At 57.6% G+C, this 22,737-nt stretch carries 20 protein-coding genes; 15 read left to right on the top strand and 5 right to left on the bottom strand.

All coding sequences use genetic code 11. From position 1 onward, the window contains the following. Positions 1 to 24 precede the first annotated feature (24 nt). From IEI95_RS24130 to IEI95_RS24115, 4 genes are read right to left on the bottom strand one after another with little or no spacing between them, the layout of a single operon-like run. Positions 25 to 1,257 (bottom strand): aspartate aminotransferase family protein, encoded by a 1,233-nt coding sequence (locus IEI95_RS24130; RefSeq protein ID WP_156531356.1) that lies wholly within the window; start codon positions 1,255 to 1,257, stop codon positions 25 to 27. 2 nt (positions 1,258 to 1,259) lie between these two features. Further along, the gene (locus IEI95_RS24125) at positions 1,260 to 2,546 is read right to left on the bottom strand and encodes a TRAP transporter large permease (RefSeq protein WP_015914786.1); all 1,287 of its coding nucleotides are present in this window, start codon (positions 2,544 to 2,546) and stop codon (positions 1,260 to 1,262) included. Next, on the bottom strand, positions 2,543 to 3,061 hold the full coding sequence (locus tag IEI95_RS24120; RefSeq protein WP_156531358.1) for a TRAP transporter small permease: 519 nt from the start codon (positions 3,059 to 3,061) through the stop codon (positions 2,543 to 2,545). Before IEI95_RS24120 ends, IEI95_RS24125 begins: the two co-directional genes overlap by 4 nt. Positions 3,062 to 3,071: 10 nt before the next feature. After that, entirely contained in the window at positions 3,072 to 4,067 is a 996-nt protein-coding gene (locus tag IEI95_RS24115) for a TRAP transporter substrate-binding protein (RefSeq protein WP_156531359.1), read from the bottom strand. Between the two features lie 181 nt (positions 4,068 to 4,248). Between IEI95_RS24115 and IEI95_RS24110 the strand changes: the two genes are divergently transcribed. The 15 genes from IEI95_RS24110 (at position 4,249) to IEI95_RS24040 (ending at position 21,963) form a co-directional block, all read left to right on the top strand. Next, on the top strand, positions 4,249 to 5,112 hold the full coding sequence (locus IEI95_RS24110) for a LysR family transcriptional regulator (RefSeq protein WP_156531360.1): 864 nt from the start codon (positions 4,249 to 4,251) through the stop codon (positions 5,110 to 5,112). 32 nt (positions 5,113 to 5,144) lie between these two features. Then, a complete protein-coding gene (locus tag IEI95_RS24105) occupies positions 5,145 to 6,437 on the top strand; it encodes an MFS transporter (RefSeq protein ID WP_156531361.1) in 1,293 nt (430 codons plus the stop codon). Between the two features lie 181 nt (positions 6,438 to 6,618). Continuing rightward, a complete protein-coding gene (locus IEI95_RS24100; RefSeq protein ID WP_156531362.1) occupies positions 6,619 to 7,104 on the top strand; it encodes a hypothetical protein in 486 nt (161 codons plus the stop codon). 487 nt (positions 7,105 to 7,591) lie between these two features. Then, positions 7,592 to 9,082: a succinyl-CoA:acetate CoA-transferase ScpC gene (gene scpC / locus IEI95_RS24095; RefSeq protein ID WP_194417119.1), complete on the top strand. Its 1,491-nt coding sequence runs from the start codon at positions 7,592 to 7,594 to the stop codon at positions 9,080 to 9,082. Between the two features lie 203 nt (positions 9,083 to 9,285). Further along, positions 9,286 to 10,536: an alpha/beta hydrolase gene (locus IEI95_RS24090; protein WP_194417359.1), complete on the top strand. Its 1,251-nt coding sequence runs from the start codon at positions 9,286 to 9,288 to the stop codon at positions 10,534 to 10,536. Between the two features lie 107 nt (positions 10,537 to 10,643). Then, a complete protein-coding gene (locus IEI95_RS24085; protein WP_156537824.1) occupies positions 10,644 to 11,687 on the top strand; it encodes a proline racemase family protein in 1,044 nt (347 codons plus the stop codon). A gap of 335 nt (positions 11,688 to 12,022) precedes the next feature. After that, positions 12,023 to 12,763 (top strand): Crp/Fnr family transcriptional regulator, encoded by a 741-nt coding sequence (locus tag IEI95_RS24080; RefSeq protein ID WP_156531365.1) that lies wholly within the window; start codon positions 12,023 to 12,025, stop codon positions 12,761 to 12,763. Positions 12,764 to 13,087: 324 nt separating this feature from the next. Further along, positions 13,088 to 13,489, top strand: a complete 402-nt coding sequence (locus IEI95_RS24075) for a response regulator (protein WP_156537822.1) — start codon at positions 13,088 to 13,090, stop codon at positions 13,487 to 13,489. Then, positions 13,486 to 13,980 (top strand): hypothetical protein, encoded by a 495-nt coding sequence (locus tag IEI95_RS24070; RefSeq protein WP_156531366.1) that lies wholly within the window; start codon positions 13,486 to 13,488, stop codon positions 13,978 to 13,980. The genes IEI95_RS24075 and IEI95_RS24070 overlap by 4 nt, the downstream gene beginning before the upstream one ends. Next, entirely contained in the window at positions 13,980 to 16,235 is a 2,256-nt protein-coding gene (locus IEI95_RS24065; RefSeq protein WP_156531367.1) for an ATP-binding protein, read from the top strand. The genes IEI95_RS24070 and IEI95_RS24065 overlap by 1 nt, the downstream gene beginning before the upstream one ends. A gap of 108 nt (positions 16,236 to 16,343) precedes the next feature. Next, positions 16,344 to 17,432, top strand: coding sequence for a response regulator (locus tag IEI95_RS24060; protein WP_041696137.1), 1,089 nt, complete (start codon positions 16,344 to 16,346; stop codon positions 17,430 to 17,432). Positions 17,433 to 17,540: 108 nt separating this feature from the next. After that, a complete protein-coding gene (gene pyrC, locus IEI95_RS24055; RefSeq protein WP_156531368.1) occupies positions 17,541 to 18,593 on the top strand; it encodes a dihydroorotase in 1,053 nt (350 codons plus the stop codon). Between the two features lie 214 nt (positions 18,594 to 18,807). Continuing rightward, complete coding sequence (locus IEI95_RS24050) at positions 18,808 to 19,980, top strand: GGDEF domain-containing protein (protein ID WP_194417118.1); 1,173 nt, start codon at positions 18,808 to 18,810, stop codon at positions 19,978 to 19,980. A 265-nt stretch (positions 19,981 to 20,245) separates the two neighbouring features. Then, a complete protein-coding gene (locus IEI95_RS24045; protein WP_015914802.1) occupies positions 20,246 to 20,938 on the top strand; it encodes an orotate phosphoribosyltransferase in 693 nt (230 codons plus the stop codon). A gap of 98 nt (positions 20,939 to 21,036) precedes the next feature. Next, positions 21,037 to 21,963, top strand: a complete 927-nt coding sequence (locus IEI95_RS24040; RefSeq protein ID WP_156531370.1) for a carbohydrate kinase family protein — start codon at positions 21,037 to 21,039, stop codon at positions 21,961 to 21,963. Between the two features lie 42 nt (positions 21,964 to 22,005). Here the strand turns inward: IEI95_RS24040 and IEI95_RS24035 are convergent, their stop codons facing one another. Then, a complete protein-coding gene (locus IEI95_RS24035; protein ID WP_156531371.1) occupies positions 22,006 to 22,737 on the bottom strand; it encodes an SDR family oxidoreductase in 732 nt (243 codons plus the stop codon).

The raw sequence follows: 22,737 nt of genomic DNA, 5'->3' as shown, positions 1-22,737 counted from the left end.
TAAGGAGCTCTGCACCAGAGCCCGTCAGGCTGCGACCGATCTGGCGGCTTTTTCAAAAGCCTCGGCCCAGAGACCAATTGCCTCCTCCTCATGCCGGGCGGAAAGATAATACCGACCGAACTGGCTATACATCGACATCACGCCGTTGCGCCGCAGTTCTGTATGAAGTCTGGCGGTAAAATCCTTGTCGGACAGCTGTGCCGCTTCCTGGTAGGTCGAGGGCGGCGTCTTGCCGCGCCAGAGCGTAAAGACGGTGCCATAGCCGCTCGCACAGATGTCGATGCCTGCGTTGTTGAAGACATGGATCGCATGCGCCTGAAGCTCGGTTCCCACCTTTTCGAGCGCGCCGTAATCGACGGTATCGATAACGCTCATCGCCGCTTTCACGGCTGCGCAGGCGACCGGGTTGCCGTTATAGGTGCCGGCGCGGTTGACGCGGCGGTCCTCAAAGGCTGCCATGACCTCTGGCGTACCCAGCAAAGCTGCAACGGCAACGCCGTTGCCAATTGCCTTGCCAACCGTGGCAAGATCTGGACGGATGCCCATCAGATGGCTTGCCAGGCCACCGTAGAGCCGAAAGCCCATCAGCACTTCGTCCATGATCACCAGCGCACCATGCTGGTGGGCAATCGAGGCGACGTGTTGCAGATATCCGGGATCGGCGAGAATACATCCTGCATTGGCCATCATCGGCTCCAGGACGATGGCGGCGATATCATCGCATTCTTCAAACAGCAGTTCGACATCCTGCCGGTCGTTGAAGCGAAGCAGTAAGGTATTACCGTTCGATGGCCGCTCATTCGCCGCCATCTTCGCTTCGGGTGCGCCAGCATTGCCGAAAGCCACGTCGTCAAACCAGCCGTCATAACCGGCAGCCATCTTGACGATTTTTTGCCGGCCGGTCAGCGCACGTGCCGTCCGGCACGCCAGATGCACGGCCTCGCTGCCCGAATTGAGAAAGATGACCTTGGTCAGATCCCCGCTATGGGCAGCAAGGGCTGCCGCCGCTTCCTCTTCAAGGGCGTGGGCATAGGCGGGCATCGAGCCTTTGCTCAAGGCTTCGCGGATGGCTTCGGTGACGATAGGATCGGTATGTCCGAGGAACGTCGCGCCAAAACCAAGGGCCGTATCGACATATCGCCGACCGTCTTCGTCCCAGACATACGGCCCCTGTGCATTGGCGACGAGAAACCTCTTCCCGTCCAGATCGGGAACTTCACGTCCGCCGCTGGATATACCGCAAACCAGATGTTGCATCATTAAACTCCAAACAGGCTTGGAAGCCATTCGGTCAGGATGGGGAAAGCGACAAGCGCCGCAACACAAACCACGCTGGCAATCCAATAGGGAACCAGCCACTTCGAGACCGACCACATGTCGATTTTCGCGACATTGCAGACGACAAAGATGTTTGTGCCGATCGGCGGGGTAAACAGGCCGATGCCGAGCGTCATGGTGAAGACAATACCGGTCTGATAAGGCGTCATGCCCGCTGCCAGGGCGATAGGAACCAGTATCGGCGCCAGGATGATCAGCGCTGGCCCCAGATCGAGCCAGAAACCGACGACTTTCAACAACACCAACACGAGGATGATGGTGACGAGCGGCGTCGTATGCAGTCCGGTAATCCAGGCGGCGGCATTGGCTGGCACCTGTTCGACCGTCAGAATCCATCCGAACGGTGTCGCGAGCGCCATGATCATCATGATCACACCTGTTGTTGCCACGGCAGCGGACGCCGCCGAATAGAGTGACCGCAGAGGAAGCTCACGATAGACGAAGATTCCGATCAGGAATGAATAGACAACGGCGAGCGCCGAGGCCTCTGTGGCCGTGGCGATACCGCCGATGATCGAGCCCAGCACCAGCACGGGCATCAGCAGGGCAGGGAGGGCACCAAGCGCATCCCTGCCAATTTCACCCCATTGCGCCGGTGTTTCATTGCGCGGAAAATTATGGCGTTTAGCGACGATGTAGGATGTGACCATGAATGTCACCGCGATGAACAGGCCTGGCAGCAGGGCTGCCACCAGCAGACCACCGATGGAGGTGTTGGTCAGCACGCCGTAGAGGATCAGAATGACGCTCTGCGGACCAATAATGCCGAGGGTTCCCGAGGCTGCCGTGACGGCGGCGGCAAAGGCTTTCGGATAGCCACGCTCGGCCATGGCGGGGATCATGATCGATCCGACAGCGCCGGTATCGGCGGTCGCCGAGCCGCTGATGCCGCCATAGACCAGGGCCGTCGCAACATTGACGAGGCCAAGGCCGCCGGTAATGCGACCAAAGACATGTTCCGCGACCCGCATGATCCGGGCTGTCAGTCCGCCGCGGTTCATCAATTCCCCGGCAAAGAGAAACAGAGGAATGGCCGCAAGGGTAATGGCATCGGCACCGCGGATCGTCTGCTGTGCAAACCAGGCGAATGGCAGGCCGAGATGGCCGACATAGATTGTCAGCAGGCTGGCCACGCCCATGCACCATGCAATGGGAACGCCGATCAGCAGCAGAAACGAAAAGCTGAGGATAAGGACGGCAACGGTCATCGCAGTGATCCTTCCTGTGGCTTTCCGGGCAGGGGATGAACCCTGTGGGAAAGGCGGTAGAGCGCAATGCAGACGGCTGCGACGCCGAGAATGAGGATGGTCGCCGTGATCACGCCTGTTGGCATGCGCAAGACGGATGTCGGCACCTTCCAAGAACGCTGCCAGACCGCCCAGCCGCTGATGACGAAAGCCAGTCCCATGGTCAGCAGCGCCAGATTGGCGATGGCATCGAAGGCGGCCCGCAGACGGGGTGGAGCACTGTGCTTGAAGGCCTCGAAAGCCACGTTTTCACCCCGGACTTCGGCATTGATCAACCCGATGAAGATGATCCAGATGAAAGCGATCCCCGCGACTTCGAAAGACCATTCGAAACCGCCCAAACCGAAATAGCGAGCAATCACGCCAAGCAGGGTTGATCCGAACATGATGATGAAGGCCAGCACACCCGCAAACTCGAAGATGCGCTTCAACCACCCCCACCCGCCGGGTGAGGGGTTTTCTGAAAAATGATCCATGGGTGACGCCTCAGTTCGCGCTGGCGGCTTGTTTCACCGCCGACACGAGGTCACTGCCCCATTCTTTCGAGAACTGCTCGTAGACCGGCGAGACCAGAGCAGCAAACGGTGCGGTGTCGACTTTCGTCACCTTGACGCCCTTGCCCTCGAGCTTCTTCTGGGTGTCGGCATAGGCCTTGTCCAGCGCGCTACGATACCAGACGACGGTGTCTGTCGCGGCCTTCTTCACGGCGGCCTGTTCGTCAGGCGTCAGCGAATCCAGCTTATCCTTGTTCATGTACCACCAGTTGGCGGTCCAGATATAATTGGAGATCGACAGGTCCTTGGCGACTTCGTACCATTTGGAGTCCCAGTAATCGCGCATTTCAGGCTCGACGGCAGCAACGACATGCGATTGCAGCGCTGTATAGACCTGACCGAAAGGAATGGATTCTGCCAAGGCGCCAAGCTGCTTCATGGTGGCGAGAATGACTGGATTGGGAGGCGTGCGAATTTTTACGCCAGCCAGATCCGCAGGCTTTTCGATAGGTTTATTGGTCGCAAACTGGCGAAAGCCGGAGTCGAGCACGCCGAGCATCACATAGCCGCGCTCCTCGCCGAGGCGTTGGATCTTCTGGCCTTGTTCGCCATCAAGAAATGCGTGAACGTTTGATGCGTCCTTGAACAGGAACGGTAGCGACAGCACGTTAAGGCGCGGATCGATGGCATCGACCGCACCGCCAAGACCGATATCGATCGACCCCGCACCGACGCCGTCGGCGATTGGGCCTTCGTCGCCCAGTTGGGCATTCGGGAAGATCTGAACCTTGACCGAACCCTTGGTGTTCTCCCCAACTTCTGTTGCGAATTTTTGAACTGCTTCGTTGATCAGGCTTTCAGGCGCCGAAGCATGCGCCAGCCGCAATGTTGTTTCAGCATTGGCGGTGCTGGACCAAAGGCTGGAAAGACCAAGTACGGTGCCGAGCATGATGGCCGGCAGCCGGCTGCTTTTGTTGAGAGTGAACATGAATTCCCCTTTACGTTCTTCTTGTGTTGACGCAGCATGAGAATAATTGTCATTGCGCGGCTGAAAATGACAATTTTATTATTGATGCATAAGCGCCGCTGATAGCAGCCGTTTTCTGAAACGGTTGCGCTTTGGGAGATAGGAAGCGTTTCGACGGTCGATTGGTCAATGGCGGAGCAGAATGCGCAATCTCGATAGCGACGCACTGGCAAGCTTTGTAGCTGTTGCCGAGACGGGCAGTTTCACGGCGGCGGCAGAACGGCTGGGACGCACGCAGGCCGCGGTCAGCATGGCGATCGGCAAATGGGAAGAGCGTCTTGATCTGCGGTTGTTCGATCGCGGGCATCGCCGGGTCACCTTGACGCCGATCGGGGAAAGATTGCTTGGCTATGCGCGGCGCATACGGGCAATCGAGGATGAAGCCCTGGCGACGCTGCTTGAAGGCCGCAATGAAAGCCGCGTCCGGCTCGGCATGCCCGATGACTACCTGACGTTGTTTGGCACGGCGCTGATGCAGCGTTTTGCGCCACAGCATCCCAAGGTCAATCTGGACCTGCAATATGATTTCTCTCACCATCTGGAAGGCATGGTTGAAAGCCGGGAGCTGGATATTGCCATCATTACGCAAAGTCCGGCAGAGCCTAAGGGGGAGTTGATCCGCCTGGAACGGCAGGTTTGGTGCGCGGCGCCAAACCGTTACCCGGAACACAGCAGTACCGTTCAACTGGCGCTTTTTCCGGACGGCTGCCGGTCCCGGCCACAGGTTCTGGCAGCGCTTGATCGTGCGGATCGCCGTTGGCGGATTGTCTATTCGTCATCGGATATTGCTGGAATTCAGCTGGCGGTTCATTCAGGAGACCTGTTGACGGTTCTGCCGGAGACGGCCGTGCCTGCGAACTGGCGCAAGCTGGGGATTGATGATGGCCTGCCGGAATTGCCGATCCTGCGGCTGGCAATGGTTCTGCCCCAACAACCGCGCCTGCCGGTCAGGCAATTGGCGACGTTCCTGCGTGCGGAATTCCAGCATTCTCTTTCTACCGCATAACACCTCAACCAGTGTCACCCTGGAATAGTCTCATGATCTCCAATGCACTTGCCTCCATGCTGGCACGGCGTAACATCCATTATGGCTGGATCGTCGTCGCGGCAACCTTCCTCACCATGCTGGTCACGGCAGGTGCGATGGGCGCGCCTGGCGTGCTCATCAAGCCACTTCAGGACGAGTTTGGCTGGGAAACCTCGCAGATTTCTTCGGCGCTTGCCGTACGGCTGGTGCTGTTTGGCCTGATGGGGCCGTTCTCGGCGGCGTTCATGAATTATTTCGGCGTCCGGAAAGTCATCGTCTTCGCAATGATCCTGATTTCCAGCGGCTTCATTGGGTCATTGTTCATGACGAAGATCTGGCAGCTTCTGGTGCTTTGGGGCGTGGTCGTCGGCCTCGGTACAGGCCTGACAGCCATGGTGCTCGCGGCTACCGTTTCGGCCCGCTGGTTCACCAGGCATCGCGGCCTCGTCGTCGGCATGCTCTCGGCAAGCTCGGCTACCGGCCAATTGGTTTTTCTGCCGCTGATGGCGCAATTGACGGAAAGCTACGGCTGGCGAATGACAGTGTTTTTCGTCTGCGGCATGATCCTGTTGGCTGCTCTGATCGTGTTGGCGGTTATGCGTGACCGCCCCTCCGATCTCAACCTTCCCTCTTTCGGGGAGGAACAGGTGACGCCGCCACCTCAGCAAGCCGGTGGCCTGCTGACAATGCTGGCAACACCCGTTTCCGTGCTCAGGGAGGTGTCAAAGACGTCCACCTTCTGGATTCTGTTTGCGACGTTCTTCATCTGCGGGCTGAGCACCAATGGCCTGATCCAGACGCATTTCGTCACGCTCTGCGGCGATTTCGGCATTCTGCCGGTGGCCGCCGCCAGCGTGCTTGCGGTGATGGGCATTTTCGACTTCTTCGGGACGATCGGCTCCGGTTGGCTGTCCGACCGCTTCGACAATCGTTGGCTGCTTTTCTGGTATTACGGTCTACGTGGCCTGTCATTGCTCTTCCTGCCGTTCAGCGATTTCAGCTTTTATGGGCTATCGATCTTTGCTGTCTTTTACGGCCTCGACTGGATTGCCACCGTGCCTCCAACCGTCAAGATCGCCGCCGACCGCTTCGGTCGTGAGAAAGCAGGTATCGTTTTCGGCTGGGTCTTTACCGGTCACCAACTCGGCGCTGCGACTGCGGCCTATGGCGCCGGTCTGTCGCGCACGGAGTTGCAGAGCTATTTACCCGCTTTCTTCATCGCCGGAGCTTTCTGCCTGCTGGCCTCGATCCTGGCGATTACTCTGGAGAAAACCGGTCGCTCGGCGCTCTCGGCAGCCCGTTGAGACGAGGAGCCATTGTCAGGGAAAAGGAGAGGCTGGTTTTCCTGAAAGGACAAATGGCAACAAAAAGATCCAGAGGCTCTCCGTTTCAAATAGGTCGGTTGATAAAAATCGAATCATTGATTTAGCTGAATGCATACTTGGCCATGATAAATTCCTCCCGGATAGAGTGTGAGGATCAAGTATGATTGTTCAACTTAACACCTCGGTTCCTTCTGCGGGTGCGGCAAAAGAAGATACGGCCAGTCCTTTTCAGGCCAGCCCATTGCAGGAAGGAGCCGTTTTGCCGGAGACCTTAAGTCTTGCCGAACGGGAGACCTATAATCTGGCGCTTGATGCGCGAAATGGTGACAATGTTCTGGATAAGGTCATTCTGAACGTCGTGCGGCCTCCCGCTCTCGTGTTGTTTGCCCTTCTGGATGCTGGCCGGGTCTTCCCGGATGTGCCTCTGCCCCAGGCGCAGGATGCGTATGATCGCATGGCTGATACCACGGAGATTGAGGTGCCTGATGTCGGCGACAGCTCGAAAAATCAACAGGGAGCCAAACCTGCCCAGCCTGATAGCGGCTTCGCCGCCAGTGGAAGCAATGCGATATCCTCGCCCATTGCTGCCGGGACATCGTCTGCATCATCGACCATCTCGACCTCGGCACCGTCGATTACCGCCTGATCCCATAGGCCCGTCTTAAGGCCCATACGCCGTTACGTTAACGTGCGCCCTAAGAGCATTTCCGTGTTTTCTGGAAACGCATAAATACTCTGACCCTTTGTTTGACGCATTTCCGGACGCAAAACCGCTAAGCACTTTTGCTGGAAATGCTCTAACGACAGTATTCAGGTCTTTATACCTATACGCTAAGTCGTCCGTCCGGACGCTCGCCATCTTGCATGGACGGCTACGTTTGATAGCGCAAGCACCCGCGCCGCGCGCAATGTCCCCACTTGAGATATGTCAATGCCGACCACCCGGCAATCGCGTTTTATCGCGCCGACATTACTCCAGTATTCACCGGCGAGTTTGGTGCCATGGGGGTAAATTATGAAAATAACACAAGATGTTACAATTGACGTGATTAAGCCTGACCGGGCGAAAAGCGTTGGCGTGGGCCGAAGTATCCCTTCCGGACAGGCCTGACGATAGAGGAGATGGATTTCCGATGCTGCGTGATCGTATTCGCTACAGGCCTCTGATGGACAAGCTGGTCACGGCCGACGAGGCCGCCGCCATGATAGAAGACGGCATGACCATCGGCATGAGCGGCTTTACCCGCGCCGGTGAAGCCAAGGCGGTGCCGATGGCGCTGGCGGAGCGGGCTCGCAAGCATCCTTTGAAGATCACACTGATGACCGGCGCGTCGCTGGGCAATGATCTCGACAAGACGCTTGTCGAGGCCCATGTCGTGTCGCGGCGTATGCCATTCCAGGCGGATCCGGCGCTGCGCAAGGCGATCAATGCCGGGGAGGTGATGTTCATCGACCAGCATCTTTCGGAAACGGTGGAGCAATTGCGCACCGGTCAGATCGCGCCGGTCGATATTGCCATCATTGAGGCGGTGGCCATTACCGAGCATGGTGGCATTGTGCGGACCACATCGGTTGGCAATTCTGCCAGTTTTGCCATTCTTGCCAAGAAGGTGATCATTGAACTGAACCTGTCGCAGCCGATCACGCTTGAAGGCCTGCATGACATCTATATCCCGTCGCGGCGCCCGGCCCGCATGCCGATCCCCGTTGTGACGCCGGAAAGCCGTGTCGGGCTGCCCTATATTTCCATAGCTCCGGAAAAAATTGTCGCCATTGTCGTCTCTGAAAAACATGACAGCTCGGCCCCCATTCAGCCGCCGGACGACGATACCAAGGCCATTGCCGGTCACCTGATCGAGCTTTTGCTCAACGAAGTGCGCCAAGGTCGGATGGGCTACGATCTCCAACCGTTGCAGGCCGGGATCGGCACCATTGCCAATGCCGTGTTGCATGGCTTTATCGATACACCGTTCCATGACTTGAAGATGTATTCGGAAGTTTTGCAGGATTCGACCTTTGAATTGATCGATGCCGGCAAGATGAGTTTCGCCTCTGCGTCGTCCATTACATTGTCGGCGGAAATGTATCAGAAAGTCCTGCCAAAACTGGCTGAATACAAGCATCACCTCGTGCTACGCCCGCAGGAAATCAGCAACCATCCGGAAGTCATTCGGCGGCTGGGGCTAATCTGCATCAATACGGCGCTTGAATTCGACCTCTATGGCAATGTCAATTCCACCCATGTCAGCGGCACACAGATGATGAACGGCATCGGCGGATCCGGTGATTTTGCCCGCAATGCCTATCTGTCGATTTTCGTCACCAAGTCGATTGCCAAGAATGGGGCGATTTCCTCTGTCGTTCCGATGGTTAGCCATGTCGATCATACCGAACACGACGTTGATATTCTCATCACTGAACAGGGGCTTGCCGATCTGCGGGGCCTGGCACCGCGCGAAAGGGCGCGGCTGGTGCTCGACAACTGCGTGCATCCTGATTACCGCGACCAGCTTGCTGACTACTATCAGAGGGCGCTCGTGCGTGGCGGTCATACGCCTCACATTCTCGAAGAGGCGTTTTCCTGGCATCAATCGATGCGTGAGACAGGAACCATGCGCCGATAAGATTTGACTGGTGTCAAGCGTCTAATGACGATAAACCGGTTTCGACACCAGAGCCGGGCTGCATGATGCTGACCCGGGACGGATATAGACCGGACCCGACAATGATCAAGCCGCATGCCGACCTATCCGCCCCATCTCTTCCTGAAAAGCAAAACATCACAGCTCTTCCCCGCCGCTCAAGGCGGCGTGGCCTCTCTATTTCCATGCGCTCGGCGGCTCGGCCGCTCGCTATTATCATGCTCGGCGTACTGTTGGTGGGCTGCGCGTCGCGGGCGGTGGGCGTGATGAAGCCGGTCGGCGCGGCGGTTAAGGCCGCCAATGCCAGCGAGGTCAATCTCCTGGCTGCGACGACCCGCGCCCCCTCCGAAGATAAATCGATCCTGTTCAGCGGCGAGCGCGGAACGGGTCTGTTGATCGATGCCGTCACCATTTCGATTCCTCCCGCCGCAAACCGCAAGATCGGCGAGGTTCAATGGCCAAAGAAACTGCCGCCGGATCCGCGCAAGGACTTCACGACCGTTGCCGTCCAGCCCATTCAGACCGACCCGCAGCGCCGGGCCTGGCTGAACACCCACGCAAAGGGCAAGCACCGCGTGCTGCTATTCGTGCACGGGTTCAATAATACCTACGAGGATTCCTTCTATCGCTTTGCCCAGATCGTTCACGATTCAGGCACGGATGTGGTGCCAATGGTGTTTACCTGGCCGTCTCGCGCCAGTATTTTCGACTATAATTACGACAAGGAAAGCACCAATTATTCCCGCGATGCCCTGGAAGAGATGCTGACCCGCATGACCAGCGACCCGCAGGTTTCGGATGTGACGGTCATGGCGCATTCGATGGGGTCGTGGCTTGCCGTCGAAGCGCTGCGGCAAATGGCCATCCGCCATGGCGGCGTCAATGCCAAGATTACCAATGTCATTCTTGCCTCTCCGGATCTGGATGTCGATGTGTTCGGCAAGCAGTTTCAGGCATTAGGGCCAAAGCCACCGCATTTCACCCTGTTCGTTTCTCAGGATGACCGGGCGCTGAGTATTTCCCGGCGTATTTCCGGCAATGTCGACCGGTTGGGGCAGATCAATCCGGCCAATGAACCGTATCGAAGCGTGCTCGAAAAGGCTGGCATCACCGTTCTCGACCTGACCAAGCTGAAAACTGGCGATAGGCTGAACCACGGCAAGTTCGCCGAAAGCCCGGAAGTGGTGCGGCTGATCGGCGGACGGCTGATTGCCGGACAGACCGTCACGGATTCGCAGGTGGGTGTCGGCGAAGCCCTCGGTGCCGTCACCATCGGCGCCACCAACACGATCGGTCAGGCCGCCAGCACCGCAATCAGCGCGCCGATCATGATCTTCGACCCCCGGACCCGCCGAAACTATGGTGACCAGCTGAAAAAGCTGGGCGAAAGCGCTGGCTCGACGGTTACCTCCGTCGGTGACACAGTGCCACGGTGATCTCTGCGCTATAATTACCACCTTGAATCGATTTCGGTTTCAGGAATTATGCAGTAGATCGCCTTTTGCTTGAGGAATTGATCAGCCACGAACCGGAGGATGCCGCGATGAGATGGAAGCGGATGATGCAATTGTTCGATGTGCATTGCGAAGGCGAAATCGGCAAAGTGGCGATTGGTGGGGTTCCGAAAATTCCCGGCGATACGGTGGCGGATCAGTTGCATTGGCTGAATACGGACCCGAAAGGCCGGGAACTGCGGCATTTTCTGGTGTTGGAGCCACGCGGAGCGCCAATTGGCTCGGTCAATCTGCTTCTACCAGCCAAGGACAGCCGAGCGGATGCCGCCTTCATCATCCTTCAGCCGGATCAGGCCCATGCCAGCTCCGGTTCCAACTCGATCTGCGTCACCACGGCCCTGCTTGAAAGCGGCATGATCGAGATGCAGGAACCGGAAACGGTGGTGATGCTGGAAACCGCCGCCGGGCTGGTCAAGGCTGTGGCTCAATGCAAAGAGGGGCATTGCGACAGCGTCACCTTGACCATGGTGCCATCCTTCGTTCACGAACTGGACGCGCAGATTGCCACGGAGAGTTGGGGCGAGATTCGCTTCGATCTCGCCTATGGCGGGGTTTTTTATGCACTGGTGGATGTCCGCCAACTCGGACTGACCATCGAACCGGGCAATGCCCGCCGTCTGGTGGAGGCGGGTATGCTGTTGAAGGGCGAAATTAATCAGCGCATACAGGTCGTCCATCCGGATATTCCGGCCATCTCCGGCGTCGCTTATGTGATGTTTCGCGATGAGGACCCAGACGGTGCTGTGCGGACCTGCACCACTATGTGGCCGGGCAGAGTGGACCGTTCGCCTTGTGGCACAGGAAATTCGGCCAATCTCGCCACATTGCATGCGCGTGGTCGGGTCAAGCCGGGTGACAGCTTTCTGTCGCGCTCGATCATCGGTTCGCAGTTCACGGTCGGTCTGCAAGGCCTGACCACCGTTGCCGGTCGCCCCGCCGTCATTCCCACCATTACCGGACGCGGCTTTACCTATGGCATCCACCAGGTTGCCCTGGATGCCTTTGATCCACTGGGGGGTGGGTTTGTGTTGACGGATGTCTGGGGTGCTGCGGCTGAAACCATCAAGATTTAAGAGCTGTGATGGCGCCCAGCTGGGGGCCTCCCGACATCGGTAATCTTAAAACGTGAGGGATCGTCACAAACCCATCTATTCTTAAGGTTGTCAATTGTGTTGATTACACCGTACTACAGTCTGTCAGTTTCATACGGAACTGGCTATCGTGCCATTTCTTTTGTTTTCGTTTGTCTTTTCAGGAAAGCCGGGTTGCAATTTTCCTAAGGCAAGCTTTTTAAATCTAGGGTTTTCGGCAGAGCAGCAGCAACCGGTTTTGGACACGATGCCACACCGTGGCAAAGCGAATTTCGGACGATTGGCAAAGCGCATGGTGCTTTCGGCAAGGGGACGCAATGACATCGGAAGATACTGCTGATACTGGCATGGCAGATACGGACATGACAGATACGGGCATGTTTCTGGCCAAGGCGGATATTTTCACCAGCCTGACACCGGAAGAAGATAGGGCATGGTCGCAACTCTGCACCGTTGAGAGCGTTTCGGGTGGCACGATTGTCCTCGATTATGGCATCAGGCCCGAAATTGTGCTCGTCGTCCTGTCCGGCGCTCTGCGTGCGACGCTGCGTGTTTCAGCCGGAAAGGAGTTATTTCTGGATATGATCGGCCCCGGCGGCACTATGGCAGAAATGGATGCGATACGCGCTGAAGGCTATAATCTCTGTCTGATGGCCACCACCGATGCGACGCTGGTTCGAATGCCAGTGGACGTCTTCAATGACATTATCGCTCAAAAACACACCGTCTGTCTGAGCCTTCTGTCCGTATTGGTTCAGCGCATGCACGTCCTGCATGCCAGAATATGCGAGTTTTCCTATCTCGATGTGCGGCACCGCCTTTACACAACCTTGCTACGATTGTCGAAACCCTCTGAGGACAAGCCTCAGCAGCGTACGATCTCTCCGGTGATCATTCACGCGGCTTTAGCCGAACATGTTGGCGCACGCCGCGAAACCGTCTCACGCGAGATGTCGCGTCTGGTGCAGGATGGGGTGATTGAACGCAACCGTAATGCGATTGTCATCCGTCAGCCCCATGAGTTATTGCGGCGCCTGTCGCAATTCGATTTTGCATGAATTGTTATTTTTCCCAATGGTTTAGGTCGAAATTCAAGGCGACGGTCCCTCATGGATCTCGCCAATTGCCCTAAAACAAGAAAAACTAAAATTTTAGCTTATTGCTTTAGTCAATTTCAGTGTGCCCCTGCTACAAGCAAGGGTAATCGCTGAGACTTGGAGCGCTGACTTGGTTCTGCATGATGCAGACTGCTCCCCGCAAGGTCCAGCATGGAAAATGCAATCCTGACATGATGCTGCCCGAATGCGACAGTCCGCCCGACCGTTGCGGATGTGTTGTCATCAGGTCTGCTGTCCCAGCGAAAACCCTCAACGGAGGAAACCATGAGCATTCTGATCGTTGAAGACAATGCCACCAACGCGATGATCCTGAAACATCTGGCACGCAAGGTCGCCGATGATGAAATCATCGTGCAGGCCGATGCCAATGAGGCGCTGGTTCTGTGTCACCAAACGCTATTCGATCTGTTGATCGTCGATCAGATCCTGCCGGGTATGAGCGGTTTGCAATTTGTCACCACGCTCCGCCAGCTCGGCCGTTATGACCAGGTGCCGATCATTATGGTCACCGCCGACAATGAACCGGGACTGCGCCAGGCCGCCCGTCAGGTCGGCATTACCGACTTTTTGACCAAGCCGGTTGAAGCCCTGACCTTCCGCCAATTGATCGCCAATTACCGTGGCGGCAGCGTTGCGGGTGAAGCGCGGGGCGCTGTGGTCCGATGAAAGGATATGTCCTCGCCATCGCCTTGCTTTTTGCCTTGGTACCGCGCGCCGAGGCGCTCGACAAGCCCAAGGGTGCCGTCATCCTGACTGTCGAAGGCAAGCTTTCCCACTCCAATAGCGGCGACAAGGCCATTTTCGATCTCGCCATGCTGGACGCCTTGCCAGGACGGACCGTGACGCTTGAGACCCCATGGACGAAAAAGCCGGCCACCTATTCCGGCCCCTTGCTGCGCGCTGTTCTGGATGCCGCCGGTGCCGGGCGGGGAGCTGTCACGGTACGAGCGCTCAATGACTATTCGGCAGTCATTCCGCCAGAGGATGTAACCGGGCTCAACATTATCCTTGCCACACGCACGGACGGCGAAACCATGCCGGTGCGCGACAAGGGCCCGATGATGGTGATCTATCCCTTCGACGAGGACAGCAGTCTCTATACGGAAACCTATTTCGCGCGCTCCGTTTGGCAGATCAAATCGCTCGAGGTTCGGTGATGCTGCTCGCTCCCGCCACGGCGCAAAAACGTCAAACGCAGCCAAAGACGACCTTGATCCTGTTGATCCTGTCGGGTGTCTTGCTGCTGACATTTCTTCTGCTGTTCAAGGACGTATCGGATCGCTACCGCCTGCTGTTTGACGATATCCGGGAAAACGCAGTCTGGTCGATCTACCAATTGGACCGGGAAGCGCGCGCCCTCGATTATGTCCTGGTGGAAGCCAGCAACCAGGGTGCCAGCGACGAGAAGGCAATCGCGCAAGTGTCTATGCGCTACGATATCCTCCTGTCCCGGATAAACCTGGTCAATGATTCCAAATTCGGTAGCTATTTCAACAGTGACACGACGATATCAGGCCATTTGCAAAGCATCGGCGACATCATCCGGAAAATAGAACCGGTTTTGGATGGATTTCAAACTGGCGTCGTACCGGACACTCAACAGATTGAAGAGGTGAAGCGGGACCTGGATGTCTTGTGCGCGCAAACCAACGACCTGTTGATCTACACCAATTCCTACGTTGGCAACCAACGCTCCACCATCCGCAGCGCCATGTTCGAGATGGAAAAGACCTCGGCCATTATGCTCGGTCTGTTGATGGCGTCGGTAATCTTTCTCGTCGTCACGTTACACCGCCAGCTCAAGTCGGTCCGCGAGACCAGCCGCCGCCTGGAAACCATGACCAGGGAACTGTCGGATGCTTACGAGGCCGCCGATTCCGGCAATCGGGCCAAATCCCAGTTCATGGCCACCATGGGCCATGAAATCCGCACACCGCTCAATGCCATCCTGGGCATGGCCGAATTGCTGGAATATTCGCAGCTGCCGTCTGATGCCCTGCAAAGCGTCAAGACCATCCGCTCGTCTGGCGAAGCGCTGCTGGAAGTGATCAACGAGATCCTGGATTACTCCAAGATCGAGCATGGCAAGCTGGAGCTGGAAGAACGCGCCGTCGATATTTCCAGCCTGGCTGAAAATACCATCAGCATCATGCAGGGCCGCTCCGACGATCAGGACAACCAGCTGGTGCTGGATATTCCGGTGTCTCTCGATGCGCTCTACGTGCGCACCGATCCCACTCGCCTGCGCCAGGTTCTGCTCAATCTGCTCAGCAATGCCATCAAATTCACCCAGAACGGCGTGGTGACACTAAGGCTGCGCGAATTCTATCGCGGCAGCGCTTTGATGTTGCGGTTTGAGGTGGAAGATACCGGCATCGGCATCGACGAGACTGGGCTTGCCAAATTGTTCAAGCCATTTTCGCAGGTCGATGCCAGCATCAGCCGCAAATATGGTGGTACCGGGCTTGGGCTGACAATCTGCAAGCAGATTGTCGAGAAGCTTGGCGGCGAACTGGGCATGAGCAGCACGGTTGGGGTCGGCAGCATCTTCTGGTTCGAACTGCCGGTCATGGCAGCCGGAAAGGACGATGTCCGCCAGAATGCCCGCCACAGCAGCGCGGATTTGCCCCGTCTGAAGATCCTTCTGGTGGAGGATAACCGGGTCAACCAGCAGGTTGCCAGCCGTTTCCTGTCGAAACTCGGCCAGGATGTGGTTGTGGCTGGCGATGGTGCCCAGGCGGTCGCCCGCACCGAGCGGGAAGTCTTCGACATGATCCTGATGGATATGCAAATGCCGGTCATGGACGGTATCGAGGCAACCCGTCATATCATCGAGCGCGGCGGGGCTTCCGCCTTGACGCCGATTGTTGCCATGACCGCAAATGCTTCTGACGACGATCGCCGTCGGTGCCGCGCTGCCGGCATGGTGGGATTTGAATCCAAACCCGTGACCATGAACCGCCTGCGCGACCTCATTCTCAGTTTTGCACCGGTGGACCGCGAACAGGTCTCGGGTGAGGAGCCGGTTGAGACCAAGCCTCAGCAAGACAGTGTGTTGGACCATAGCCCACTGACGCTTCAACAGCATCTTGACGAGATTAACGGGCTTGACGAGGCCCGCCATGACGAACTGGTCGAGGCTCTGGGCGAAGAGATCTACCAGGAACTGATTGAATCGTTTTTTGACGACGCGGCCCAGCTGCTTGGCGAACTGCACAATGCCATGGCCCAGCGCAATCCCCGCGAAATCGATCGCGTGCTCCACACGATCAAGGGGGCTGCCGTCAATGTTGGTTTGAACGATATTGCAGGCTTTGCCCATGCGTTAAGAGTGCAGCAGCCAACGCCGGATGCCGTTCACAGGTTGACGCAAGAGGTGGATTTGATGAAGCTCAAACTGGTAGGAGCCTGAAACGGCGGAACCATTCCAACCCCTGAGGGAGCGCTTGGGGAAACCTACGGGGCGCATTGAACCCCGCAGACAATTGAAACAGGTGGCCTGACGGTCGCGGAGGCTATAATGCGCATATTGCTGGTTGATGATAACAATACCAATTTGAAACTGCTGACCCGCCTGGTCAAGAAAATCGACCATTGCGAGCCCGTGGCCTTTTCAACCCCGGAAGAGGTGCTCTCCGCGCTGCCGGAGCTGGATTTCGATGTTGCCATCATCGATTACCAGATGCCGGTGTATAATGGCGTCGAGCTTTACACAGAGATCGTAAGGTTCGAGAAATATGCCCAGGTGCCGGTCGTGTTCATCACCGCCGACAAGGATATGACAACGCGGATGGCCGCGTTGAATGCCGGGGCTATCGACTTCCTGACCAAGCCGGTTAACCCGATCGAATTCCAGGCCCGCATCCACAATATCGTCAGCCTGTCGATTGCCCGTCGTCAGCTGGCGGACCAGGCCGAATGGCTGCGACGCGAAGTGGACAGGGCCGTGGGCGAGTTGCGGCAGCGCGAACAGGAAATCATTGAACGCCTGACGCTGGCAGCCGGCTACAAGGACCCGGATACGTCGCGCCATACCTTGCGGGTCGCCGCCTATGCACAGGCCATCGCCCGTGAAATGGGATTGCCGGAGCAGTTCTGCACCGATCTGAAGCTGGCAGCGCCGATGCATGACATCGGCAAGGTCGCCATGCCCGACACGGTCTTGCTCAAGCAGGGCCGGCTGACCGAATCCGAATATCGCCAGATGCAATCCCACGCCCAAATCGGCAGTGACATTCTCGCCCAGTCTCATTCCTCGCTGCTTCAGCTTGCCGCTGAAATCGCCGCCAGCCACCATGAGCGCTGGGATGGGCAAGGCTATCCCAACCGCCTGGCAGGCGATGCCATTCCCCTGTCCGGCCGGATCGTTTGTATTGCCGACAATTTCGACGCCCTGACCACTGAGCGCCCCTATAAGCCTGCCTGGTCCTATGAACGGACTGTGGAGCATGTGTTGGCGCGGGCTGGAAGTCAGTTCGACCCGGCCTGCGTTGCCGCATTTGAACGGGCGCTACCGGCAATCCATGAGATTATTGAGGCCGACCGGCGTGAACAGGCCGAGGAAGCAGCCAGAAAGGCCGCTGCCCTGCCGTTGGACAAAATCGCCTGACGGCATTGCCGCGCTTGCCTCCAACGCTGAACATGGTATTTCCAGCATGGATATAAGGCGCGAGCAGTATGCAGCGCCGCTCAGCCTGATACTCGCCGGAGATCCGCCATGCGCTCGCTTACCATTCGCCGCCCCGATGACTGGCACCTGCATCTCCGCGACGGCGCCATGCTGGAAGGTGTGATCGGCGATACCAGCCGGCACTTCGCCCGCGCCATCATCATGCCGAACCTGGTGCCGCCGGTGGTGACGACAGCGGATGCAGAGGCTTATCGGCAGCGCATTCTGGCTGCCGTGCCGAAGGGCGATCACTTCGAGCCACTGATGACCCTTTACCTGACGGAGCAGACCAGCCCTGATGATGTTGAGGAGGGCAAGACAACCGGACTGATCACCGCGGTGAAGCTCTATCCAGCCGGTGCCACCACCAATTCCCATGGCGGGGTGCGCGATCTCGACAAGGCGATGCCCGTTCTGGAGCGGATGGCGAAAATCGGATTGCCGCTCTGTGTCCATGGTGAGGTGACGACGCCGGAGGTGGATATTTTCGATCGTGAGGCGGTGTTCATCGACACAGTGCTCGATCCGCTGCGCCGCCGTCTGCCAGAGCTGAAGGTGACGATGGAGCATGTCACCACATCCGATGGGATCGATTATATCCTCAGCGCTGGCAGCAATCTGGCTGGCTCGATTACCACCCATCATCTGATCATCAACCGCAATGCCATTCTGGTTGGTGGCATCAGGCCGCATTATTATTGCCTGCCGGTTGCCAAGCGCGAAAGCCATCGCCTTGCCTTGCGCCGCGCTGCGACCTCAGGTGACAGCCGGTTTTTCCTCGGCACGGATTCAGCCCCGCATGGCGATCCTTTGAAGGAATGCGGTTGCGGCTGCGCGGGCATTTATACATCCATCAACACGATGAGCTGCCTTGCCCATGTGTTTGAAGAGGACGAGGCCCTGGAGCGGTTGGAAGCCTTTGTCTCGCTCAACGGTCCGGCCTGGTATGGGCTTAAGCCAAACGACGAGATGATAACCCTGGTCAGACGTGACGCACCGGTCGCCTTTCCGGCAAAGATCGAAACGGGTGCTGGACCCGTCACCGTTTTCGACCCGATGTTTCCAATCCATTGGGACGTCGAGGCCGCAATACAGGCTTGACCCGATGCGGATCATCCATCAAGTTGACGGTCATGATGGAGTAAGGAAAACTGAAATTTATCCTCCGCGAAGCTTTTTAAGGCGAATATTGGCATAGAGACCTATTCCTGGACTCGGTCCGGGCAGAAACGCGATCTGGGGTATTTCATTTTTTCTTGGGGGCGCCGGGTTCCACCTTATCGCCCCCATACTCACGCGTTTCAGGGTAGACATGATGGTGGATTTTAGTTCTTTACTTCTCGCCCTGGGCGTTTCCACCCTGTGTCTTCTTTTCACCTTTCTGGGAACATGGATGGCGCGGCGGGAAAACTCCTTTCTGCTCAGCTGGGTTATCGGACTTGCCCTCACCATGGTCGGAATTCTGGCCTATGGCCTTTTCACTTCGACCCCTTCACGAGGTCTGGGCGCGCTGGCCATGTCCTCGATCATCACCGGTTTCTTCATCCTTTATGCCGCCGCCAGGCAGTTTCGCACAGGGATTATACCCTTCAAGACGCTGATCGGTGTCTCCTGCGTTGCTGTCATCGCGCTGAGTGCGGCCTTCCTGTCGGGATATGGCGGCATTGGCTTTATGCTGTTCAACACCAGTACCGCCATCGTGATGTTGGCAATTGCCCATCAATACTGGCTTGGACGGGCGGAATCGCCCGGCGTGCTTTCCGGCATGGCCGTGCTTTATGGCGCCACCAGCCTCTCTTTCCTCGCCTGCGCCCTGGCTTTGGTCCAGCGTGGTCAGTGGCAGCTGGAAGTTGCACCGAGCGGATGGGTGGAAGATATCAATATGGCGGTCTGCATTGCTGGCATGAGTGGTATCGGCGCCTTGTCTCTGACCCTGCATCAGACCCGGATCACTGCCCGGCACCGGCTAGAGGCAATGACCGATGCGTTGACAGGCCTTTGCAATCGCCGGGCGCTGTTCAGTGCACATGGTACCAAAACCTTCCACGAGGATATGGCGATGCTGGTCTTCGATATCGACCGTTTCAAAACGATCAATGACCGCTACGGTCATGCTGTGGGTGATGAGGTGATCCGTAATATGGCTGCGGAACTGAAAGCAGCCATTGGTCTTTCCAGCGTTACCCGCCTCGGAGGCGAAGAATTTGCCGCTGTGCTGGAAAATGCTGCACCAGGACGGGCCGAGTGGATCGGAGAGCGGATCCGGCGCCAGCTTCAGGATCGCGAAGTCGTGGTGGAGGGGGACAGTTTCGTCGCAACGACCAGTGTCGGCATTGCCTATGGCACAGCATCCGGCCTGACCTTCGATGAGATCCTCAACCTGGCGGACAATGCGCTTTACAATGCCAAACGGCTCGGTCGCAACCGGGTAGAAACGGCAGTGGCAAACTGGGAGAGTGGCCTGTCAGTGGAAGCCGACAGCGCCTAAAGGATGTCCAGGAAAAGCAGAACCGGTTTCCCGAAACGACAAAAGACCGCCGAAAACAAAGGGCGGTTCGATTGTAAATGGCGCGCGCTTATCCCCGGATATATCCTCTGGCCTGCCTTCCAGCTTCCTGCTATGGGCATGGATGCGTTAAAGCCGCGCGGGTAAAGGCAAGGACATGTCTACTCCGCCGCAGCCTCGCCATGTGATTGCCGGAGCGACTGCGGTCAGCCCGGCTGACCCATTTGCGCAGAAGACAGGAGCACCGATGACCCAGACTTCCTTTTCCGATCCGGCCGTCATGGCGGAATTGCTGGCGAAAATGCTCTGGGAAATCAAGGCGGTGCATTTCAATGCCGCTGAGCCTTACAAGCTGGCTTCCGGCATGCGCAGCCCCGTCTATATCGATTGCCGCAAGCTTCTGTCCTATCCGCGTGTCCGTTCTGCCGTGATGGATTTTGCGGTTGCCACGCTGCTGCGCAATGCCGGTTTCGAGCAATTCGACTGTATTGCCGGTGGCGAGACGGCGGGCATTCCCTTTGCCGCGCTGCTGGCCGATCGGCTGGCGCTGCCAATGATCTATGTGCGCAAGCAGCCCAAGGGCCATGGCCGCAACGCCCAGATCGAGGGTCATATGCCTGACGGTGCCCGGGTGCTTGTTATCGAAGACCTGACGACGGCAGGCGGCAGCATGTTTACCTTTATCGATGCCGTGCGGGCCGCTGGCGGTGTGGTTGATCACGGTATCGCTTTGTTCTTCTACGGAATCTTCCCGCAAGCCCATCAGCGTTTCGAAAACGGCAATGTCAAACTTCATTATATCGCCACCTGGCGCAATGTCCTGGCCGTGGCCCGCGACCAGAAACTGTTTGATGACAAAACCTTGTCGGAAGTGGAATCCTTCCTGGATGCCCCACTCGAATGGTCCGGTCGCAATGGCGGGGTCAGCACGCTGGGTTGAGGCTGCCTTGCGAAGATCCGCCAGGGTGGCTGGCATTTCTTCGCTTTCTGCTTTAAATCGATTGAAGTTTATCCGAAAGCCCGGTTTGGGAGGCCAGAATGATCCTGTGTTGCGGTGAAGCCCTGATTGACATGTTGCCACGCGAAACGACGTTGGGTGAAAAGGGCTTTTCGCCCTATGCGGGCGGCGCGGTCTTCAACACCGGCATTGCGCTTGGACGCCTGGGCGTTGCCTCCGGCTTCTTCACCGGCCTTTCCGATGACATGATGGGCGATATTCTGCGTGACACCCTGCGGGCCAGCCATGTCGATTTCAGCTATTGCGCCACCTTGTCGCGCCCGACGACCATTGCCTTCGTCAAGCTGGTCGATGGCCATGCCACCTATGCCTTCTACGATGAGAACACCGCTGGACGGATGATCACTGAGGCGGACCTGCCAGCCTTGGGCGAAGACTGTGAAGCGCTGCATTTCGGCGCAATCAGTCTGATCCCGGAACCCTGCGGCTCGACCTATGAAGCGCTGCTCAACCGCGAACACAAGACCCGGGTTATCTCGCTTGATCCCAATATCCGCCCCGGCTTCATCAAGGATAAGGCTGCCCATATGGCCCGCATCCGCGGCATGGCAGCACTTTCCGACATCGTCAAGTTTTCCGATGAGGATCTCGCCTGGTTCGGCCTGGACGGCGACGAAGACACGCTTGCCCGCCACTGGCTGCATCACGGTGCCAAACTGGTTGTCGTCACGCGCGGTGCCGATGGCGCGGTTGGCTATACAGCTGATCATAAGGTCGAAGTGCCGAGCGAAAAGGTAACGGTGGTCGATACGGTCGGTGCAGGCGACACATTCGATGCAGGTGTTCTCGCCTCGCTGAAAATGCAGAACCTGCTGACCAAGCAACAAGTGACAAAATTGACGCAAGAGCAGATCGCCAAGGCCTTGGCACTCGGCTCCAAAGCCGCAGCGGTGACGGTATCGCGGGCAGGCGCCAATCCGCCCTTTGCGCATGAAATCGGGCTTTAGAGTCTGCCAGGGAAACTGGATCGCGCTTTTGCCTGATAAACGCTAGATCACGCCGCCATTGGCGTGGATCGTCTGGCCATTGACCCAGCCTCCCTCGGGGCCGACAAGAAAGGCGACGGCGGCGGCGATCTCCTCTGGCGTTCCGATCCGTTCAAGCGGTGCCAAGCGGGCAAAGGCCTCAATGGCTGCCGGGCTCTTTCCGTCCAGGAACAGGTCCGTGGCCGTTGCACCAGGGGCGATGGCATTGACGGTGATGTTGCGTCCGCGCAATTCCTTGGCGAGGATGCTGGTCATTGTTTCGATGGCTGCTTTGGTGGCGGCATAGATGCTGTAGTTTTCCGCTCGCATCGCCGCAACGCTGCTGGAAATATTGACGATCCGACCGTCCTCGTGCATTCGCCGCGCCGCTTCGCGCATGCCAAAGAAGGTTCCCTTCAGATTGACGGCGATCTGACGCTCGAACATCGCATCGTCGATATCGACCATCGGCTGACGCACCATGATACCGGCATTGTTCACCAGGATATCGGTGCGGCCAGCCACCGCCTCGGCCTTGTCGAATAGGCGCGGAAAGGTTTCGGGATCGGCAATGTCGGCGGCAAGCGCCAGAGCCTTGCCGCCCGAAGCACAAATCTCCTCAGCCAGGGTTTGAGCGCCAGTGCCATCGACATCACTGATGATGACAATGCTGCCGTCGCAGGCTAGCCGTCTGGCAACCGCAGCGCCAATGCCACGCGCGGCTCCGGTGACGATCGCCAGCCTGCGCCCGCACAT

Source organism: Agrobacterium vitis (genome assembly GCF_014926405.1).
In the GTDB taxonomy this organism is placed as follows: Bacteria; Pseudomonadota; Alphaproteobacteria; order Rhizobiales; family Rhizobiaceae; genus Allorhizobium; species Allorhizobium vitis_H.
Note: the sequence above shows the minus strand (reverse complement) of the source record. Positions and strands in the feature narration are given on the sequence as shown.

What these genes read in the sequence shown, in the direction of transcription:
- IEI95_RS24040 (WP_156531370.1), top strand. Translation starts at nt 21,037, where the DNA reads ATGATCCTGTGTTGCGGTGAAGCCCTGATTGACATGTTGCCACGCGAA.
- pyrC (WP_156531368.1), top strand. Translation starts at nt 17,541, where the DNA reads ATGCGCTCGCTTACCATTCGCCGCCCCGATGACTGGCACCTGCATCTC.
- IEI95_RS24110 (WP_156531360.1), top strand. Translation starts at nt 4,249, where the DNA reads ATGCGCAATCTCGATAGCGACGCACTGGCAAGCTTTGTAGCTGTTGCC.
- IEI95_RS24130 (WP_156531356.1), bottom strand. Translation starts at nt 1,257, where the DNA reads ATGCAACATCTGGTTTGCGGTATATCCAGCGGCGGACGTGAAGTTCCC.
- IEI95_RS24075 (WP_156537822.1), top strand. Translation starts at nt 13,088, where the DNA reads ATGAGCATTCTGATCGTTGAAGACAATGCCACCAACGCGATGATCCTG.
- IEI95_RS24080 (WP_156531365.1), top strand. Translation starts at nt 12,023, where the DNA reads ATGACATCGGAAGATACTGCTGATACTGGCATGGCAGATACGGACATG.
- IEI95_RS24090 (WP_194417359.1), top strand. Translation starts at nt 9,286, where the DNA reads ATGCGCTCGGCGGCTCGGCCGCTCGCTATTATCATGCTCGGCGTACTG.
- IEI95_RS24045 (WP_015914802.1), top strand. Translation starts at nt 20,246, where the DNA reads ATGACCCAGACTTCCTTTTCCGATCCGGCCGTCATGGCGGAATTGCTG.
- IEI95_RS24065 (WP_156531367.1), top strand. Translation starts at nt 13,980, where the DNA reads ATGCTGCTCGCTCCCGCCACGGCGCAAAAACGTCAAACGCAGCCAAAG.
- IEI95_RS24085 (WP_156537824.1), top strand. Translation starts at nt 10,644, where the DNA reads ATGAGATGGAAGCGGATGATGCAATTGTTCGATGTGCATTGCGAAGGC.
- IEI95_RS24050 (WP_194417118.1), top strand. Translation starts at nt 18,808, where the DNA reads ATGGTGGATTTTAGTTCTTTACTTCTCGCCCTGGGCGTTTCCACCCTG.
- IEI95_RS24125 (WP_015914786.1), bottom strand. Translation starts at nt 2,546, where the DNA reads ATGACCGTTGCCGTCCTTATCCTCAGCTTTTCGTTTCTGCTGCTGATC.
- IEI95_RS24100 (WP_156531362.1), top strand. Translation starts at nt 6,619, where the DNA reads ATGATTGTTCAACTTAACACCTCGGTTCCTTCTGCGGGTGCGGCAAAA.
- IEI95_RS24060 (WP_041696137.1), top strand. Translation starts at nt 16,344, where the DNA reads ATGCGCATATTGCTGGTTGATGATAACAATACCAATTTGAAACTGCTG.
- IEI95_RS24120 (WP_156531358.1), bottom strand. Translation starts at nt 3,061, where the DNA reads ATGGATCATTTTTCAGAAAACCCCTCACCCGGCGGGTGGGGGTGGTTG.
- IEI95_RS24070 (WP_156531366.1), top strand. Translation starts at nt 13,486, where the DNA reads ATGAAAGGATATGTCCTCGCCATCGCCTTGCTTTTTGCCTTGGTACCG.
- IEI95_RS24115 (WP_156531359.1), bottom strand. Translation starts at nt 4,067, where the DNA reads ATGTTCACTCTCAACAAAAGCAGCCGGCTGCCGGCCATCATGCTCGGC.
- scpC (WP_194417119.1), top strand. Translation starts at nt 7,592, where the DNA reads ATGCTGCGTGATCGTATTCGCTACAGGCCTCTGATGGACAAGCTGGTC.
- IEI95_RS24105 (WP_156531361.1), top strand. Translation starts at nt 5,145, where the DNA reads ATGATCTCCAATGCACTTGCCTCCATGCTGGCACGGCGTAACATCCAT.
- IEI95_RS24035 (WP_156531371.1), bottom strand. Translation starts at nt 22,737, where the DNA reads ATGTGCGGGCGCAGGCTGGCGATCGTCACCGGAGCCGCGCGTGGCATT.